Consider the following 16,972-nt stretch of genomic DNA (forward strand, 5'->3'; position numbering starts at 1 on the left):
TCTCTCAGGCAGGATATTTCCCCTGACGGCCCCACAGGCCATGGCAAAGCCCCAGAGTCATCATTTTCACTTGCTGCAACCGGGGTGGAGCAAATAAAGCATAGAAACAAAAACGTTGTAGCAATCGGAACCCGTCCGCCAGTTTCCACCCCCAAGGCACCCAGCTTTGCCGGTAAAGCCAAAGCGCATTACGGAACAGATAATAATGCCTCAAGGGGCTACGCGCCACAACTTCACGGCCCAGAAAGCGAATTGACTTATCTCCTAGAACATGGCTCATTTTGGCGCCGCAAATACCATAGGCCCGATAACCCCTGCGCTGGGCGCGCAATACCCACTCGGTATCAATGTAATCAATAAACAACCCCTCCATCATGCCTCCCACGGTATCCAACACCGTCATTGGAATCAGACTCCCAGAGGAAATTAAATGGTCTACTTCCAGCACATCGCCGTCATTTCGGCACTGACAGCGACTCACCATTAGCCCCCGCACCCGAACAAACGGTGAAGATTTAGACTGCCGTAAATCTTGGTAATTAGGACCCACGGCACACACGGATAGCCCGTCCTGCTCCAGTTGCCGCCATGCCCCGTACAACCGGGCAACCATATCGGGAGCGGGCACACTGTCCTGGTCAAACAGGACCACATGGGTAGCGCCCTGCTCTTTCGCCCAAGTGATGCCCTCGTTCTGAGCCGCCGCAACCCCCCGGTTTTCGGACAATGCCAAGCAATGGAGGCTAGCAATATTCAATCGCTCGAGCCATTGGCGCATATCTTCACCTGAACCATTGTCGATTACCACCACCGCTTCGACTTGGGAAGACAGGGCAAGGAGCAGCCGCTCCAGCGCCCCAAGGTCCGGCTGGTAGGTGACAATGATCGCAATAATGCTGGGACATCCAATCACCGCCCTTGCTAACCCGCCCATGATAAGATTTTCTCCAGTTCCGTCCCCTTTCTCAATCCCCATCCCGCCCCTGACAAGCCGCCTCATAGATGCGCCAGGAGCTCAGGTCCCTTAACTCAGATGGCGAAAAAGAGGCGAAAGAACGCCGGTAAGCTTCAGCAATCAGAAGGCTTGAAGAACACGATTGATCCGCCTGCTGGCGATTGGCCTGTTCCACACACTCCTGAATTAGCAGCAGGGATTCCGCCGCTTCCGGATAAACCAAAGCCATTACCTGGTCCAAAATCTTATCCATATCTTGCCAATCCTCCATGATCCAGCCAGCCCCGATATCCGCCACCCGTTCTTCCAGCGCCCCAATAGGAGGCACCAACACCGGCCGGCCAGCCGCCCAAGCCTCCGAAAGCGTATAAGAAAAAGTTTCCGGACCCGCCGAAGGAAAGACCACCAAAGAGATAGCGTAATGATCCAGCAGGGCTGGCAGATCCGCCTGCCTATAAGGGCCATGGAGCGTTACTATCTGATCCTCGCTCTGGTAAGGCACAGGGGGATCTCCCTGCCGATCCGTGTAGCCAATGACCACCCAGCGCAAGGGCAATTGCCGCTCCCGGGTTCTTTCCACTAACTGTTCCAACTGTCTAGCACCTTTCACCGGCCCGATAGCCCCTAGCACCCCGATCGACTTGATACTATCTTGCGGAAGCAAGAAGCCACGGATATTCCCTCCCCTTTGCCCAAATAACGGGGGCTGCTGAAAATTAGGGATTAAAGTTACCGGAACCCCAGGAAAATACTTGTTAAAGGTGCGCCGGGCCCAGGCTGAAGGGGCAAGGACGAAAGCGGCCTTGGCTAAAAAATCCCCATGCCGCCGCCGCCATTTCCCAATATCAATATGGGCAAAGGAGAGCTGGTCATCAAGACATTGTTGGCACTGGTCAGTGTTGGTTACGGCATGACAGTAACGCGCCTTGCCATCCAAAAGGTTTACCGTTGGGCAGGCCAGTAAAAAATCATGGATGCTGACCCCATAGGGAATCCGCACCCCGGCAAAAGCTTCTAGCAAGCCATCGCGGCAATCGGCAATTTGATGAATATGGCACAGTCTAACGTCTAACCAAGCACAAATCCCTTCCAGAAAGGCAGGCCAAGTTTCATTATCCTGGCGCTGGAAACGATAGCTTTGATTCTCCTCCCCAGGAGAAAGCTCTTGCAGGGTCCATTCCCGCTCTAGGGCAATCAACCCATAATGTCGGAATTCACCGGCAAGGCGGGCCGTTAAATTCTCGATATAAGTGCCTATCCCTCCACCCCGACCCTGGGAGACGGCGGGTCCGCCATGGCCATGCATCACATGCAAGATGGCGGGCTTTCTTGAAGGAACGGCCTTTTCTAACTGGCCTTGAATTAATTGCCGAAGGGGTTTAAGGGGATCTTGTTTTATAAAGCGATCGACCTGCTCCAGGTAAGTGGGGTGTTTATTGAGTAGCACCGCCATTTGCTTTTCCCCAATGGCGCTTTTTTCCTGGCCAAAGGAGCAGCCTCCCACATGGGCTACATAGGCATCGCTACAGAGCACATTCCGGAAACCGGCTTGCGCTGCCCGCAGGCATAAGTCATTTTCTTCTCCGTACCCTCGACCAAAGGCATCTTCATCGAATAAACCCACCTGATGGATAAGCGCCCGGCGGATATAGAGGCAAAAGCCAACTCCGGTGGGAATATCCGGATAGATGGCGAGATCCAGATGATCCAGCGCCTGGTTGAGCAATTCCGGATCGTCGGGCAAAGGATTTTCCCGGCAGAATTCCGGGAAAGAACAAATCTCCCCATTATTGGTAAAAGGAGTAATGGTACCTATTTTTGGGTCCGAGGCGGCGCAACGTTTAAGTTTTTCCAACCAATTCCTAGTTACTAAGGTATCGGAATTCAACAGCACCACATCGTTAGCGCCGAGTGACATTCCCCGGTTGGCGGTAGCTACAAACCCCTGGTTATATTCGTTACGCAGCAGCAGAATATCTTCATCCCCCGCCGCCTCAAGCTCCTCAAATAGAGTCTGAATACGGCTGTCCGTTGAGGCATCGTCGATAAGCACCAGCCGGTAAGGCTCCTGAGTACAGAGGCGCAGGCGCTCTAAGCAGTCCCGTAGATACTCATAGGCATTATAAACGGGAATGATGATATCAATGCACGGGGAGTGAGCTGTTCTAGCCTCGAACCGTTTTAGATGCCAGCGCTTCAAGGGCCGGAAAGGACGCCGCATCCAACCGCGCCAACTCTCCTGATGGGCCAGCCGGGCTTTTAAATAATTGGCTAGGGCATTGGATTCCGCTAGCTGCTGTTCATGGGCGGTTAGCTCCCGCTGCTGCTCCGCCAGTTTTTCATGCAGCCCTTGTAAATCCTGATGGCTGGCTTCCAACAACCGCTCTTTTTCTTCCAATTGGCGTCCGCGATGAACCAGGAGGCGATCTTTTTCCCGCAGTAATTCCTCCTGCGCTTGTAGCTCCCGATCCTTTTGCTCCAGGCGTTGCGTTAGCGCCATGAAATCAGCGGACAAGGGCCATGAAATTTGCAACTCTAACCCTCCACCTGCTTGCAGAGAGGCCAATACAGATTCTTCAAGAGACAATTCAAAAGAGGGGTCCTTACCCATTAAAACCGCATTGACGCCCAAAGGGGCGCTCCAGCTATGGGAAAATTCCATCTGATAGGTGTTAACCGCCGGCAAATGGGCAATATCCCCTGGCCATCGCCAAATATTCTGCCTCTCCTTATCGTAGAGGGCAATTTGGTGGATTTGCATGAACCCTGGGCGCTCGGCGGGAGCAATCCGTATCCCTGTGGGGATTTCGGGCAGGGGAGGAATAGAAAACCGAATCCTCTGGTGCTCCTTACCGATGCAACCCAGGACATAGCTACTATTTTCTTCCTGATATCCAGCCGTTCCCAAGCGCCAATAAAGTCGGCAAGCAAAGTGAAATTCAGGCACCACGGGGTCTGCTGCCAGCTTTTTTGCAGCCTGGGCGCCTGGCCTGGCTTCCACGATAAATTGATAGGTTAAAGCATCGGGATAGGCTTGCAATAAACGGTAAATAGCAGGCGGTAATGTCTCCACATAGTAGCCTCGAAATTCGCTCGCCCTGATATCACAGGGTATCCCCTCTACCGAAAGGGGAACTAAGCCATGGCAGTTCAAAAATTCCAGTAAAGACTTACGGGTAAAAAACCGCAAATGAGTCGAATCCAGCAAGCCCTCTGGACGATAGCGAAACTCCCCCGCCAGCAGCTCGGCAATCACTCCCGCATGGGCGATATTGGGAATAGACAACAAAACCCGGCCCTGGGGCTTTAACAAGGCGGGCAGTTGGGAAGCCACGGCGCCAGGATTTTTCAGATGCTCAAGAACATCGGCGCAGACAATATAATCATAGCGGTGATGCGTATCTTTCTTAGGGTCCGTGCTGCTAGTATCTATTGAATATTCTGTCTCGCTTCCCGCCCCCTGGTCCGGAAAAAGCGCCGCTAGCTGCGCTGTCTCCAAATCGGCTATCCGTAAATACCGATAAAAGGGTTTTGCAAGTCGAGCCTGGTCTCCACTCATTTCCACGCCATCCACAACACAGCCCAGAGCTGTGGATAAATATTTCCCCAAAACTCCAGGCCCTGTACCCAAATCCAATACCTGGGTATGGGGTCGGATAAGACGGGCAATTTTAGCCAGGGAATCCGCCCCCTGGGGATCAAATTCCCGAATATATAAATGCTCTTTTAAGGGCAGAGAGGAAACCGGTGTTGACTTGCCGGATGGGGCGCTACTGTTCATTATTTAAAGAAAAAAAGAAAATTTAAACAGCAATAGCTGCTACTGTCACAGAAATATTTTTTCAAGGAACTCATGGTATACCTATCGCCTGCGCCTAAAAAAACGCCATCCCTTGCTAGCGCCATAGCCGCGCCGGTAGCGCTTGATCCGTGCGGGATTACCGACGGCAACGGCATGGGGAGGAACATTTTTGGTCACCACGCTGCCGGCGCCCACCACACCTCCCTCCCCAATGGTAACGCCTTGCAAGAGGGTGCTGCCTGCCCCGATCCAGGCACCTTTGCCAATATGAATGGGTTTGTGGGTAATGGGGTTGCGGGCAATGGAAGAGTCCCCCCCATGGATTTGATGGCCCGCGGATAAAATCCGCACATGGGGGCCCACCAACACCTCATCCTCAATGATGAGGCCCCCTTCGCCAGAAAGGTAGCTCCCCACATTGATAATGACCCGGTTACCCATGATCAATGTAGTTTCCGGCGATAATCCTAAATCACCTAACACCAAGCGGACATAATCGAATAAAACCACTTCATCCCCAAGAAGAATTCCTCTTTCCGGGCACGGGCGCCCTATTCGCATAACACTGACAGTGGGGCTAATCCGGCAATTTTTGCCTAGTTTGTCCACCCCAGAGTAATGCTCGGCAAAAGGAGGAAAGCCCTGTAACTCGCTCATCCCTACCCTAACCTTCCTTGGCAGGGGTACATTTAAAAAATTCTTCTACCAGCCACCAAAAATGCCAAGCCGGAGGATCTTGCGAAATTGCCTCGGAAAAACAGTCAGCCAGGGCTTCCGCGAGCCGGTGGGGATCATGGGCAGGCAGGGGCTCTGTAATGTGCAAACACCGCCGGCCAGTCTCCGGGTCCAGGGCAACCGTAAAAGCCACTACCGGGATACGCTCCCTTACCGCTAGCCCTATCAACCCGCTGGGCCACCAAGCCCGGCGCTGGAAAAGGGTAACGGGCAAACATGTCCCCACTTCGCGAGGAGGAACATCAATCAGCGCCGCCACAGCTTTACCCTGGCGGAGAACTTCCAAAAGGCGGGGCACGCTGCCCCCTTTATAAATCACTTTGGTTAATCCCGCCCTTTCCACTTCCCTCGTCCGCAAGCGGGAATAATAATAAGCTACCCGCCGTTTGGCAAAACTGCTTTTATCAAAACGAGTGGATAAAAAGGCCGTAGCCATCCCTTGACTGCGCAGATGACGCAGAGACCATAATCCCACTCCCCAATGGAAAGTAATAGCCAAGAAGGAGGGATGCTTAGGCCAATTCGCTCCGGTAAGGTCCAGATATTTTCTCAACCAGCGATCCGAGCGAAAACGGGAGAGATAGAGATCCCCATGATCCACCAACTGGGTTAACCGGTAAGCTGCGCACCAACGGGTGGGATCACCTATAGGGATGACTTTCTGGGCCGCCGCCAAGGACTGCTCCGTCAATTCCCTATACAACCATGATTGCCGGCTACAGTAACGGTAGAAGCGGAAACACCAAGGCCAAGGAAGAAAAATAGCGGTCCCTGGCAATAATACCAGTTCAACCAAATCCTTGAATTCTCGCCGTAGCTTACTCAATAATCCCACAGCGTGTTTCTAGGGTAGATTTTCTTGCCACTCATGGGCTAGATGGCACACCCCCAGCTCACGAGTCCGGCCCACCACCTGAAACTCCCTTTCCACCACATCGAACAACCGCATTCCCTCAGGGTCCATGGCATGAGCGCAAAGTTTGTACCTACCAGGCAAAAGCGCCAGCCGGGGAAAAGTCAGCGCAAAACGAAAACGGGTGGGCTGTTGGCGTTTCAGCACAACCCCATCCACATCGGAGGTAAAGCCATAAATTTCGGCGCCATTGATTCGCATAATCCCCACCGCCACAGTCGGTGTCCTATCATCGGGGGAATAGACTTCACCTCTGACTTTAAGCTCCTCCCCCATGGGAATCACCGCCAGCCCTCCCTCTTTTTCCCCTTGTAACCATAGATCCTTTACCTGGTAAGCCGCAGCGGATAAAGCGGTCTGGGGGCGGACTTCCTGGCGGGACTTCTCCTCATGATAAGCCAGATATTCTTGGGTCACCTGAAACGCTTCGCCATAGGACACCATACGTCCTTCTTTTATCCAGCACGCTTTCTGGCAAAGCTTCTGAACATGGAACATGCTATGGGAGCACAGCAGCAAGGTTCCGCCATTGCCAAGGTAGTCTTCCATCCAGTGGGTGCATTTTTTCTGAAACGATTCATCACCCACCGCCAGGACTTCATCAGTAATGAGCAAATCAGGTCGTGACGCGGTAATCAAGGCAAACCCAAGCCGTACCACCATGCCGGAGGAGTAGTGTTTAATAGGCTCGTCAATGTAAGCACCAATATCCGCAAACTCGATAATTCCAGCTAGCTTATCCTGCAGTTCGGCATCGCCCATACCCATCAAGGCACCGGAAAGCTGTAAATTTTCCCGCCCCGTGTACTCGGGATGAAAGCCTGCGCCCAATTCCAGCAAAGCACCAATCCGGCCAGTCACTCGCACCTTACCAGAAGAAGGTTTAACCACGCCGGCAATATGCTTGAGCAAAGTGGATTTGCCCGCGCCGTTCTCACCGATAATCCCCAGGGTTTCCCCTTGGTAAACTTCCAGGGAAATATTCTGGAGCACGGGATGCCTGGCATATTCCCCCTTCCCCCGCAATACAGCCCATAACGCCTGCAGCCGCTCCCGTGATGAGGTCAGCTTGGGGTAAAACTTATTGACGTTCTCCAGCTTTACGAGAAGTTGCGCAGCCACGCTATAAAAATTCCTCGAACCGACCGGCACAACGCCGGAATAATCGTAACCCCACTATAAAGAGCAACCCGCTGCCCAGCAATGCCAGAACATCGGCTCCGCTGGGAACCCACTCCCCAAACATCAGCAAGGCCCGTAAACGGTCGAGAAAATAGCTCAAGGGATTGGCCAGAATCAAGGTGCGGAAAGGCTCCGGCACTAATGAGAGGGGATATAAAATCGGCGAAGCGTAAAATAAAAGCATGAACACCGGGGCAAGCAAATGCTCAATATCCTTCAAAAAAACTTGCAGCGCGGACAGAATTAGTGCTATCCCCAGGGTCAGTAGCAAGAGTAGCCCCCACAACCACAACACCAGCGGCAAAGTATTCAGAAACAACTCGGCACTAAGCATCGTGAGCACCCCTAACACTAATAAAAAACCTACTCCATGGACGATGTAGCTGCCGCCCACCGCCGCATACACCAGCAACTCATAGGGCAAGGCAATTTTTCTAATCAGCCCCGCATTATTAGTGATAGCCGTCGTTGCCCGCATAACCCCCTCATGAAAGGCGACCCAAGGCCATAGGGCAATGGCGACAAACTCCACAAAACTGTGCTGCTCGAGCTCCGGAAAGCGAACCTTAAAAATAGTGGTAAAAACCAGAGAATACAAAGCGAGCTGGGCCAGCGGCTGAACCAGAACCCAGAAATAACCGCTGATACTGCCAAGATACCGGCTTTTAATTTCCCGCGCCAGAAAACGCCGGAAAAGGGCACGATGTCGCCATATTAACATACCGGCGACTCACCGATCAGCTCCCGCCAGCATGTCGATGCTTCACAAGACATCAAGCCCATGACCGCGGCTAAAAGAAAATAATGGGGAAACATGTTCTGCAGAATACTGCGCAATCCAAAGTGCAAGCTATACACGGTAAGAGTGTAATACCTTTATCTTTTAAAATAATGATCTGGCCTTAATTGAAGTCGCTAGCAGTCCAATCAAGCTTCGCGACCATTCCCCTCCTAAAACTCGCCATAGGCAGCGAGCATCTGCACCGCTCTTTGCCAAGCGGGATTATGGTATAGCTGGGAGCGGGTCAGGGGATAGCGGCCATAGAGTCGCAGCAGACGGGGGGAAGTCTGAGGGTAAGGGTCCCCCTTCAACTCATCCAATAAGAGAGCATAACCGTCAGGATCATTACAGACTAAGGCCATATCACAGCCGGCGCTTAAAGCCGCTTGCATCCGTGCGCTCATATCCCCTACTTCCGCCGCGCCGGCCATACTCAAATCATCGCTAATAATGGCGCCTTGAAAGCCCAATTGCCCGCGCAAGACGGTCTCCAGCCAGAAAGGGGAAAAACCGACGGGGCGGGAATCCACTGAAGCATAGCGCACATGGGCGGGCATGACCGCTGGCAGGCCGGCTCTCGCTAAATGCTCAAAAGGCAGAAGATCCCCCTCCCGGATCTGCCGCCAGGAACGTTTATCTACTGGAAGGGCGGTATGGGAGTCGGCCACCACTGATCCATGACCCGGAAAGTGTTTACCCACCGCAGCCATGCCCGCCCAGGCCATCCCCCGGATATAAGCTCTAGCTAAGGCTATCACGGCGTCAGGCTCCCCGTGAAAGGCCCGATCTCCTATCACCGCGCTGACTCCCCGATCCAAATCCAAGACAGGGGAAAAACTGAAATCAACGCCAACCGCCCGCAATTCAACCGCCATCAGCCAACCAGTTATCATCGCTAAACGCTGAGCTTGGCGCTGATCCCGATCATAAAGCTTACCCAGGAGAGAGGCCGGCGGTAAAAGGGTAAAGCCATCCCGGAAACGCTGTACACGTCCTCCCTCATGATCCACGGCCACCAATAACCGAGGTTCCTTGAGCGCGTGAACTGCCTTGATCAACGCTGCAATTTGTTCCGGAGATTCATAGTTACGGCTAAATAAAATGACTCCGCCTACCCAGGAATGGCCTAACCACGCCCGTTCCTCCGAGTCCAGCGTTACACCTTTTAAGTCAATCATCAAAGGGCCTAGAGTCATCGCTTAATTCCTCTATTTTCTCCTTGACTGTCTTACATCCAGCCGATCCCGCAGCCAATCCCCCAGGAGATTGATGGCCAGCACCACCAGCATCAGCGCTATTCCTGGAGCCAATACCATATGGGGGGCGACCAGAAGATAACGGGTTCCATCCCGGATCATACTGCCCCAAGAAGCCGCGGGCGGCTGTACTCCCAGTCCAAGGAAAGACAGCCCCGCTTCCGCCACGACCACTCCTGCCACCCCAAAGGTGGCCTCCACAATCAGCGGCGCCAGAATCAAAGGTAGCAAATGCCGCCCCACAATGCGCGGGATTCCGCTTCCCAGGGCAATCGCCGCTTGTATATGTTCATGGTGCCGAAGACTCAGCACCTGCGCCCGTGCCAGGCGCGCGTAACCAACCCACCCCACCGCGGCCAAGGCAAATACCACATTCTCAATTCCCGGCCCTAGAATGCCTGCCAGGGCAATAGCCAGCAAGATACCAGGGAATGCTAGAAAAATGTCCATTATCCGAGCGATCCCATGATCCCACCAGCCTCCTAAATAGCCGCTTAACGTCCCCACCAAGGTGCCGAGAAATCCAGCGGTAGCCACCACACCTACCGCTACTAGAAAAGAGGTCCGAGCGCCAACGACCAAGCGATCCCACAAGGGCCGTCCCAAATCATCGAAACCCAACCAGGATTCCGGACAGGGAGGATTTAATATCCTTTCTAAGTGGATAGCATTAGGTTTCAGCCCCCACCAAGGCCCTAGTAAGGCAAGTGCCGCCCATGCCAGCAAAATCCCCATGGGCAGCCACGCGCCCTTCATTCCCCAATACCTAATCGCACCCGCGGATCGGCCCAACCATAGATAAGATCCGTTAAGGTATTAACGGCCACATAAGTCAGGCTAATCAATAGCACACACCCTTGTACCACAGGATAATCCCGCCGTTGAATAGACTCTATCGTAAGTTGACCAATTCCCGGCCAGGAAAATACCACTTCGGTAATAACGGCCCCCCCTAATAAAGCGCCTAATTGCAGGCCCAGCACCGTAATGAGCGGAAGCAAGGCATTACGCAGCCCATGCCACCATATTACCCGTCTTGCCGACAAACCTTTGGCCTTTGCCGTTCGGATATAGTCTTCTCCCAAAACTTCCAGCAGGGCAGCACGCACCATCCGGGAAAGAATGGCGGCCAGGGCACTCCCCAAGGTCAGGGCCGGCAACACCAAAGAGCTCAGCCCGGCCCGCCCGCTGACTGGAAACCAACCCAAGCCGATGGAGAAAATCAGGATCAGCATGGGTCCCAGCCAGAAGTTAGGCACTGAAACTCCGAGTAAGGCAAAGGCGCTCGCCGCCCGATCCCAAATGGTCCCCCGGCGCACCGCCGCCAATACCCCTAAAGGAAAAGCAATCAGTATCGCCACTAACAGCGCCGCTAGAGCCAGTTCCACAGTTGCCGGCAAACGTTCGGCCAGCAGCTCCATCACCGGCCGTTGAGAATAAAGTGAAGTCCCTAGATCCAATTGGGCTAGTCCTTGGAGAAATTGACTCAATTGCACCAGCAAGGGACGGTCCAGCCCTAAAGCCTGACGCAATGCCTCCCGGTCAGCGGGCCGCGCGCCTTCCCCTAAAATGACCTCCACGGGATCGCCTGGAATAAAATGGATGAGCAAAAAAACGAGGCAAGCCACTCCAAGCACCACGACCGCCGCGCTTAGCAGCCGGCTTAGCAAGAAATATCCCATTGGAAAACCGCTTAGCTAATGAATACCCGCATTCCCGGCTTCACTTGCTTAAACAATTCAAGCAGAGGTCCATTATGGATGCGAATACAGCCATGGGAGCCCGGAAGGCCCATGATCGCCGCATCCGGAGCCCCATGGATATAAATATACCGGCGAAAAGTGTCTACCCTGCCGAAACGATTTTTACCCTTTTCCAAACCACTTAGCCATAAGATCCGCGTCAATATCCAATCCCGATCCGGGTAAGCCTGCCCCAGCTCAGGGGTATAAATTTCACCTGTTGGCCGCCGCCCCCGGAATACGGTATTCACGGGACAGCCGGTACCAATTTTAGCGCGGATCTGGTGCCACCCCCGAGGTGTGCATTCGCTCCCCATTTGCTCGCCTAAACCCTTTTTTGCTAGAGAAACAGGCGCCTCAAACAATACTTTCCGCTCCCTCCTTAGGATAAGCCGCTGTTCCAGGAAATGGACACGAATATAGGGTTCTGGCTTCATGAGCGTTTCCAAACTACTCTTCCCTTAACTCAAAGCACGGCATGAAACACAAGCTACCAGCTTTTTAATACGGGCTTGCAAGCAGAAATATATTTCCCCAAAGAAAGACCTGTCTCACAACTATAAAATTTATTATGCGTGACTACACTATCTAGAAAAGGGTGAAATGCTATTAGGCTACCCAGAACCAGCTTAACTATAATACTTAAATATCTCACAAATAGTTCAGCAATGCCTATTTATAGAATTTTTTTAACTAAATTCCTCTGCAAAAGATCAAAGACTCATTCATAATGAGTTTCAAGCAACGATACCAGGCACTTACCGCCCACAATACTTTATAAAAGCATTTATTTTTATTGCGTGGAGAAATACTTCATGACATCAAAACAGAACGAGATGCAGGAATTAGAAGAACCCGAATCTTTGGAAATCACGGATAAGGACGAGACAAAGCGTTCCCATCGTTTAACCCTGGATGAATACTTGTTTTATGGATTAATCCTATTCTCCCTTATCGGCGTTGCCATTTCGGAGTCCTCCGGGGGGGCGGGCCACTTATATTGGCTGGCGATGGTACCCATGCTCGCGGCCGCTTCTCTCTACGTGGAATGGGCTCATGCCCAACTAGGAACAGGGGTTAGGTGGAAAACCTTACTGAAGACTCAGCTCATTCATTGGGGCTCGCTTTTGGTTGCCGTGCAATTGGCCTATATGCTTTTACAATTTGGTACACTCAACGAACAAAATATCGGCCAGGTGGTGCTGCTTTTAGTAGCGCAAACCACCTTCCTTATGGGTATATACGTGGATTGGCGATTTTATGTACTCGGGGCCTTTCTCGCGCTTTGTCTGATAGTCATTTCCTATTTAGAGGCTTATATATGGCTATTGATACTGATTGCAATTGGGATTATAACCCTCGGCTTGTACCTGCATAGAAGGTTTGATATTTCGCCACATAACCGCAGCCGCGCCTAATCTTAATAGAAAAAAAGGGCCGGCCTTTTTGGGCTGGCCCCTTTTTTAGTTTTAATTGTGCCTTAGCGAGCGGGACGCTTGCAGACCGCGCCCTTCACCTTGAAGCAGACCATCTCGGTGGTAGAGTCGTAAGGTTATGAACTTGCTAGACTATTTCGAATACACGAGTTCAAGGTTTAGCATGCATCCACCCACTCACCTCCTCGAAAAATTCGAGAGTGACGCGTGCCGCATACCCCTGCCACTTTTTATGCTCACGGCCCTTTTCATCGATCTCGGTTACTCCGTCCTTCTTAGCGCTCGTGTTGATACCTACCATAAACCGGGTCGAGAATCGTTTAGAGCGAACTTTGTACCAAATGGGGCCGCCGCTCATACCTCTGGCTCGTTTCTCCAACGGTGCTAAGGCGTCGAATACCATGCCCCGACCAGGTATTACTCCCCCCTGGCCGTCGGGAACGACGAGACCTGAACCCGGAATGTTGCCCCAACGGACCTGCATAGCTCTTTTCGTTTCCTTATGGTAGCCGGCGGTGAAAAACCTCTTATTTATCCTTGACTGCAGCCACTGAATTCCAAGCGGAGCAAAAACTGTTTTGTGCCCCTGGCTGGGATGGCCCCAGTAACCCAGCGGTTTACCTTCCAGCGCCTTGTGACGATCGGTGGTGATGTTGTCGTTCGATAGAATCACCATGCCGTAATCGTAGGCTCCATTATCCAACGATTTTTTATGTTTTCCTGCTCGCCAGCCCTTGCTCACCTCAAGATCCGAAACGGAGGAGTAGCTTCCTAACGAGTCGCTACCATCATATGCCGGAAGGACCTCAACATTCACCAGCCTAGCTCCCTTCCGATAATGGGGATCGAGGACGTGGGCGGCCGTGAGCACGTGTCGCGGTCCAACGAGGATTCCTGTTGCAGACTTTCCCTCTATCACGAGCCGACAGATCCACCGAAAGGGAATATCAAAACTCTTGGGAACCGTTTTCCCACCCGGCTTGATCTGATACTCAATAGTGACTCGTTTATTCATGAATGCAGCGCATAAACCAGTTTATTTGGTGAACAAACACAGTATTGAAACCAAATCGCCGGAGCTTGTTAACTGGTGAGAACAATGTGGCATAGCATGACCCTAAAAACCTCATTTTATTTCTTTAGTTGTGGGTCGGATCGCCAGCAACCGCTTTAAAAAACGGTCTGCATCTGCAGGTTTGTCAGATCGGGGATTAGTTTTCCTCCGATCCGGCTGACTGGCTGCTGTAAGTCGTGCGATCGCTCGAGGATAACTCCCCCTCATAAAGAGAATAATGCGACGAACGGGCCACTCATACGGCCGCATCCCAGGTCTTCCAATCTCTTTGGCATCTTTGAGTAATTGCTCCGCGATCTTTTCACCACCGGGTGCATTAATATGTGCCTTCTTTACGATGTAGGAAGCATCTACCCACACGCGAACCAGGGACTCGGTCACATTCCAAGAAGATAGAAATGCCTTCTGGGTATTGCGGATCCATTCGAAGGCCAATAACTTGAACATTCTGGAGCCGGTTAGCCAACCATTCTCGCGTTTCCAATCTAGGTGATTGGCATAATCGACGAGCTGTTTCTTATATGCCTTCCGCTCAGTTCGCGGCATGCCCTCGTATCTGCGACGGACAAGCGCGAAATAGTTCGTCTTGGCCCTTCTGAGCTTAACCTTCTGCTTGGTAAGTACGCGGGCGAACTGGACGATAAAATCCCGAAGCTGTGCCCTCTCGCGTGCCTTTTCGGCGCGAGCATTCTCTGCTGCGAGTGCATCGAGGATACCCTCGACGTGGCCCACCACCTTTGATCGCTTAGCCAATGTATTAAGCAGCTGCTTCTCAATATAATTCTTCAGGACACTAGCGAATTTCGCGCTGCCCTCCGCATCAGAAGCAGACTTCAATACCTCGCCAAATTGCATCAGTGCTGATTCCCAAGCCTCTAACATCATATACTCAGCTTCGTAGATCTCCATTGCAAGTTCGCTCGGGTTTTTATCCACGTTGGCGAGTGCAGTTGGTGAGACTTGCGAGGGCGATACGGGCGGCGGAGCATCATACTTTGGCATGTGAAACCGAAGGCTGGCCCACGTATTTGGCCCTATGATTCCGTCTGGCTTCTTATCGCCCTGAGCTTCCTGCCACATATACACTGCCCGTGCAAAATCCTCCGGCGTTTCAATGGACAAAAGCTCGAGTTGGCTCACCAAGAAATTTTTTATCTCGTGTCTCTTCAGGTCCCATTTCAGCTTTTTGGCATAGTATTTGTTTCTTACCACCGCACGTCTGACATTGAATGATATTTCTTGCTCAAGAAACCCCGACCCTACTACATCTTCTTGCTTATTCCCTAGGTCAAAATCCTCCCACTCTTCATATTCAATGTCATCGTCAATCGCTTCCTCGTACTCATAGCTCGAAAATGGTGATTCCCGTTGTTGGAAAAACCCATCCTCAGACTCATCTCTAACGTCAACGTAGCTATGCCATGCACCAGCAGGAGTATCCTGGGATCCTCTATCGGCTTGCTTCGGAGTCATCATTTCGTTGGTCTTTTCAGAATCATAAAAATCCCTTTCCTCCGACCCTTCCAATTCATCAGTGTTTTCATCAGGAAGGAGTGATTCTTCCACTTCTTCTTCGCGATCTAGCTCATCAAAGAATTCTTCTTCTTCTAGTTCCTCGTCTATTTCCCCCTTGCGAATATCCCCCCTGAACCCTTCAGCTTCCTCGGCTGATTCACGTAAATCATTAAGAAAAGGGTTTTCTAGATGAAACGTCTCTAGGCGGCTATCCAGATTCTCCACTTCCGCTAATTCAGCATCTGAAAACAGTTCCTCATTAAGGAATGGTGAAGCAGAATCATCTTTTGAACCGGGCTGGGAGGAATATCTATCAATATGTTTCTTTTGCGAATCCATAGTACTCGTTAAACTCCCTATCGAGATCTAGCCATTCGATACAAGTTTCAAGCCGACGTGACCTTCCTTGCCTTCAAATCATGTCCCGTCGTGATCGACCAATGGGTAATAATGGTCCTGATATCGGCCTCCGGCCCACCAGATACTCGCGTGTAAAGTGCAGGTACTGCCCCAGGATCATTGTAAATGCCGGTCTCGATCTGAATCAGAACCCTAGAGATTGCATCCGCCATATCGAAGAAATTTTTTGATAAAGCATGCGCAGGCAAACCGACCCGCTGAGCGATTTTGTGCAGTCTTTGCTCGGGACTGGTGCCTTCTGCCCGAAGTGATAGCACAATCGGCGAATCAAATTCCAAGGTGAGCTGAAACCAGGCCATCATGGAGACAAAGAAAAACTCTTCCCGGGCCAGGTTGCTGCCCAGTCGGCGCGTCACCAACATATCATGGAGTTTTTCGGCAAGATTGGCGATTTCCGCATCATCAGTGGGATTGGAGCCACTGGTATTATTGACGTTAATAACACCCAACCACACTTCGCGAAGAAATTCCTCGAAGATGTAGACAAATTCAGAATTGGCTGCCTGGGCCTTTTCATAAGGTATTTTATCCTCGCCTTGATGATTCAGCTCCATACCGAACATTCGGTAATAGGCGTTACGGCGGGAGGAACAAAGATTGGGGCGAATAAAGCTGCCCAGTGAATAAATAAAAAACGATGCTGGTTCCTTGTAAAAAAGCTCTTCTGTGTTGCGCAACCAATGCTCAGCGCCTTCAATGGGGACGCCTAATTGCTCACCATGTCGAAATTCATGTAATACTTTGCGGAAGATCTCATAGACCCGCGTGTTTTCGATCATGTAAGCATAAATGAGGTGGTCCCACATCACACAGCGGGGAAGATCTCGGGGCTCTAAGCAAGGATTATTAGGTGGGAGATTTACGGCTTCAACTTGGGGATCCGAGTCGCAAATATCTTTAATATTGTCTTCAGTACAGGCAAATAATTTGAGTAAATAATGGGGCAACCCAGGAAGATTGCTTCGCCGAAAGGGATGTCCTTGAGGCTTATCATTTGGAGGCGTATCATCATGTCTTCTTAATTCCCAAGCCTGCTCTAACAAGGCGGCTAATTCCACCGGGTGTAACCGGAAGAGTTTCCGCGCCCCCTCGTCCATCGAGCCTGGAAAAGATCCTGCAAATTGTCTGAACATTTCCTATCCCTCCTTTGAGGCTGTGAT

14 protein-coding genes are annotated in these 16,972 nt (G+C 51.6%); 1 reads left to right on the top strand and 13 read right to left on the bottom strand.

Translation table 11 applies throughout. The annotated features are described in order from the left end of the window. Window positions 1-4 precede the first annotated feature (4 nt). From NOC_RS11630 to NOC_RS11675, 10 genes are all read right to left on the bottom strand, one after another. Window positions 5-1,000: a glycosyltransferase family 2 protein gene (locus NOC_RS11630; protein ID WP_244859963.1), complete on the bottom strand. Its 996-nt coding sequence runs from the start codon at window positions 998-1,000 to the stop codon at window positions 5-7. After that, a complete protein-coding gene (locus NOC_RS11635; RefSeq protein WP_002808744.1) occupies window positions 966-4,736 on the bottom strand; it encodes a methyltransferase domain-containing protein in 3,771 nt (1,256 codons plus the stop codon). Before NOC_RS11635 ends, NOC_RS11630 begins: the two co-directional genes overlap by 35 nt. Before the next feature lie 81 nt (window positions 4,737-4,817). Continuing rightward, window positions 4,818-5,414, bottom strand: coding sequence for an acyltransferase (locus tag NOC_RS11640; RefSeq protein WP_002810055.1), 597 nt, complete (start codon window positions 5,412-5,414; stop codon window positions 4,818-4,820). A 7-nt stretch (window positions 5,415-5,421) separates the two neighbouring features. After that, window positions 5,422-6,327, bottom strand: a complete 906-nt coding sequence (locus tag NOC_RS11645; protein ID WP_011330884.1) for a hypothetical protein — start codon at window positions 6,325-6,327, stop codon at window positions 5,422-5,424. A gap of 9 nt (window positions 6,328-6,336) precedes the next feature. Then, entirely contained in the window at window positions 6,337-7,527 is a 1,191-nt protein-coding gene (locus NOC_RS11650) for an ABC transporter ATP-binding protein (RefSeq protein WP_002808870.1), read from the bottom strand. A 1-nt stretch (window position 7,528) separates the two neighbouring features. Then, window positions 7,529-8,308: an ABC transporter permease gene (locus tag NOC_RS11655; RefSeq protein WP_002810895.1), complete on the bottom strand. Its 780-nt coding sequence runs from the start codon at window positions 8,306-8,308 to the stop codon at window positions 7,529-7,531. A 230-nt stretch (window positions 8,309-8,538) separates the two neighbouring features. Next, on the bottom strand, window positions 8,539-9,564 hold the full coding sequence (nagZ, locus tag NOC_RS11660) for a beta-N-acetylhexosaminidase (protein WP_011330885.1): 1,026 nt from the start codon (window positions 9,562-9,564) through the stop codon (window positions 8,539-8,541). 12 nt (window positions 9,565-9,576) lie between these two features. Continuing rightward, the gene (locus NOC_RS11665) at window positions 9,577-10,380 is read right to left on the bottom strand and encodes an ABC transporter permease (protein WP_002808792.1); all 804 of its coding nucleotides are present in this window, start codon (window positions 10,378-10,380) and stop codon (window positions 9,577-9,579) included. After that, complete coding sequence (gene nikB / locus NOC_RS11670; RefSeq protein ID WP_002810719.1) at window positions 10,377-11,306, bottom strand: nickel ABC transporter permease; 930 nt, start codon at window positions 11,304-11,306, stop codon at window positions 10,377-10,379. Before nikB ends, NOC_RS11665 begins: the two co-directional genes overlap by 4 nt. A gap of 11 nt (window positions 11,307-11,317) precedes the next feature. Further along, entirely contained in the window at window positions 11,318-11,803 is a 486-nt protein-coding gene (locus tag NOC_RS11675; RefSeq protein WP_002811423.1) for a L,D-transpeptidase, read from the bottom strand. A gap of 378 nt (window positions 11,804-12,181) precedes the next feature. Here NOC_RS11675 and NOC_RS11680 point away from each other — a divergent pair, with 378 nt between their 5' ends. Continuing rightward, window positions 12,182-12,784, top strand: a complete 603-nt coding sequence (locus NOC_RS11680) for a hypothetical protein (protein WP_011330886.1) — start codon at window positions 12,182-12,184, stop codon at window positions 12,782-12,784. Window positions 12,785-12,953: 169 nt separating this feature from the next. On the opposite strand, the gene NOC_RS11685 is transcribed toward NOC_RS11680, so the two are convergent. From NOC_RS11685 to NOC_RS11695, 3 genes are all read right to left on the bottom strand, one after another. Then, window positions 12,954-13,817, bottom strand: a complete 864-nt coding sequence (locus tag NOC_RS11685) for a trypsin-like serine peptidase (protein ID WP_002811500.1) — start codon at window positions 13,815-13,817, stop codon at window positions 12,954-12,956. Window positions 13,818-13,928: 111 nt separating this feature from the next. Further along, a complete protein-coding gene (locus NOC_RS11690) occupies window positions 13,929-15,731 on the bottom strand; it encodes a hypothetical protein (protein WP_002809423.1) in 1,803 nt (600 codons plus the stop codon). A gap of 47 nt (window positions 15,732-15,778) precedes the next feature. Further along, window positions 15,779-16,945, bottom strand: a complete 1,167-nt coding sequence (locus NOC_RS11695) for a hypothetical protein (protein ID WP_002809791.1) — start codon at window positions 16,943-16,945, stop codon at window positions 15,779-15,781. Window positions 16,946-16,972: the final 27 nt, after the last annotated feature.

The sequence above is a fragment of the Nitrosococcus oceani ATCC 19707 genome (genome assembly GCF_000012805.1).
Lineage (GTDB): Bacteria > Pseudomonadota > Gammaproteobacteria > Nitrosococcales > Nitrosococcaceae > Nitrosococcus > Nitrosococcus oceani.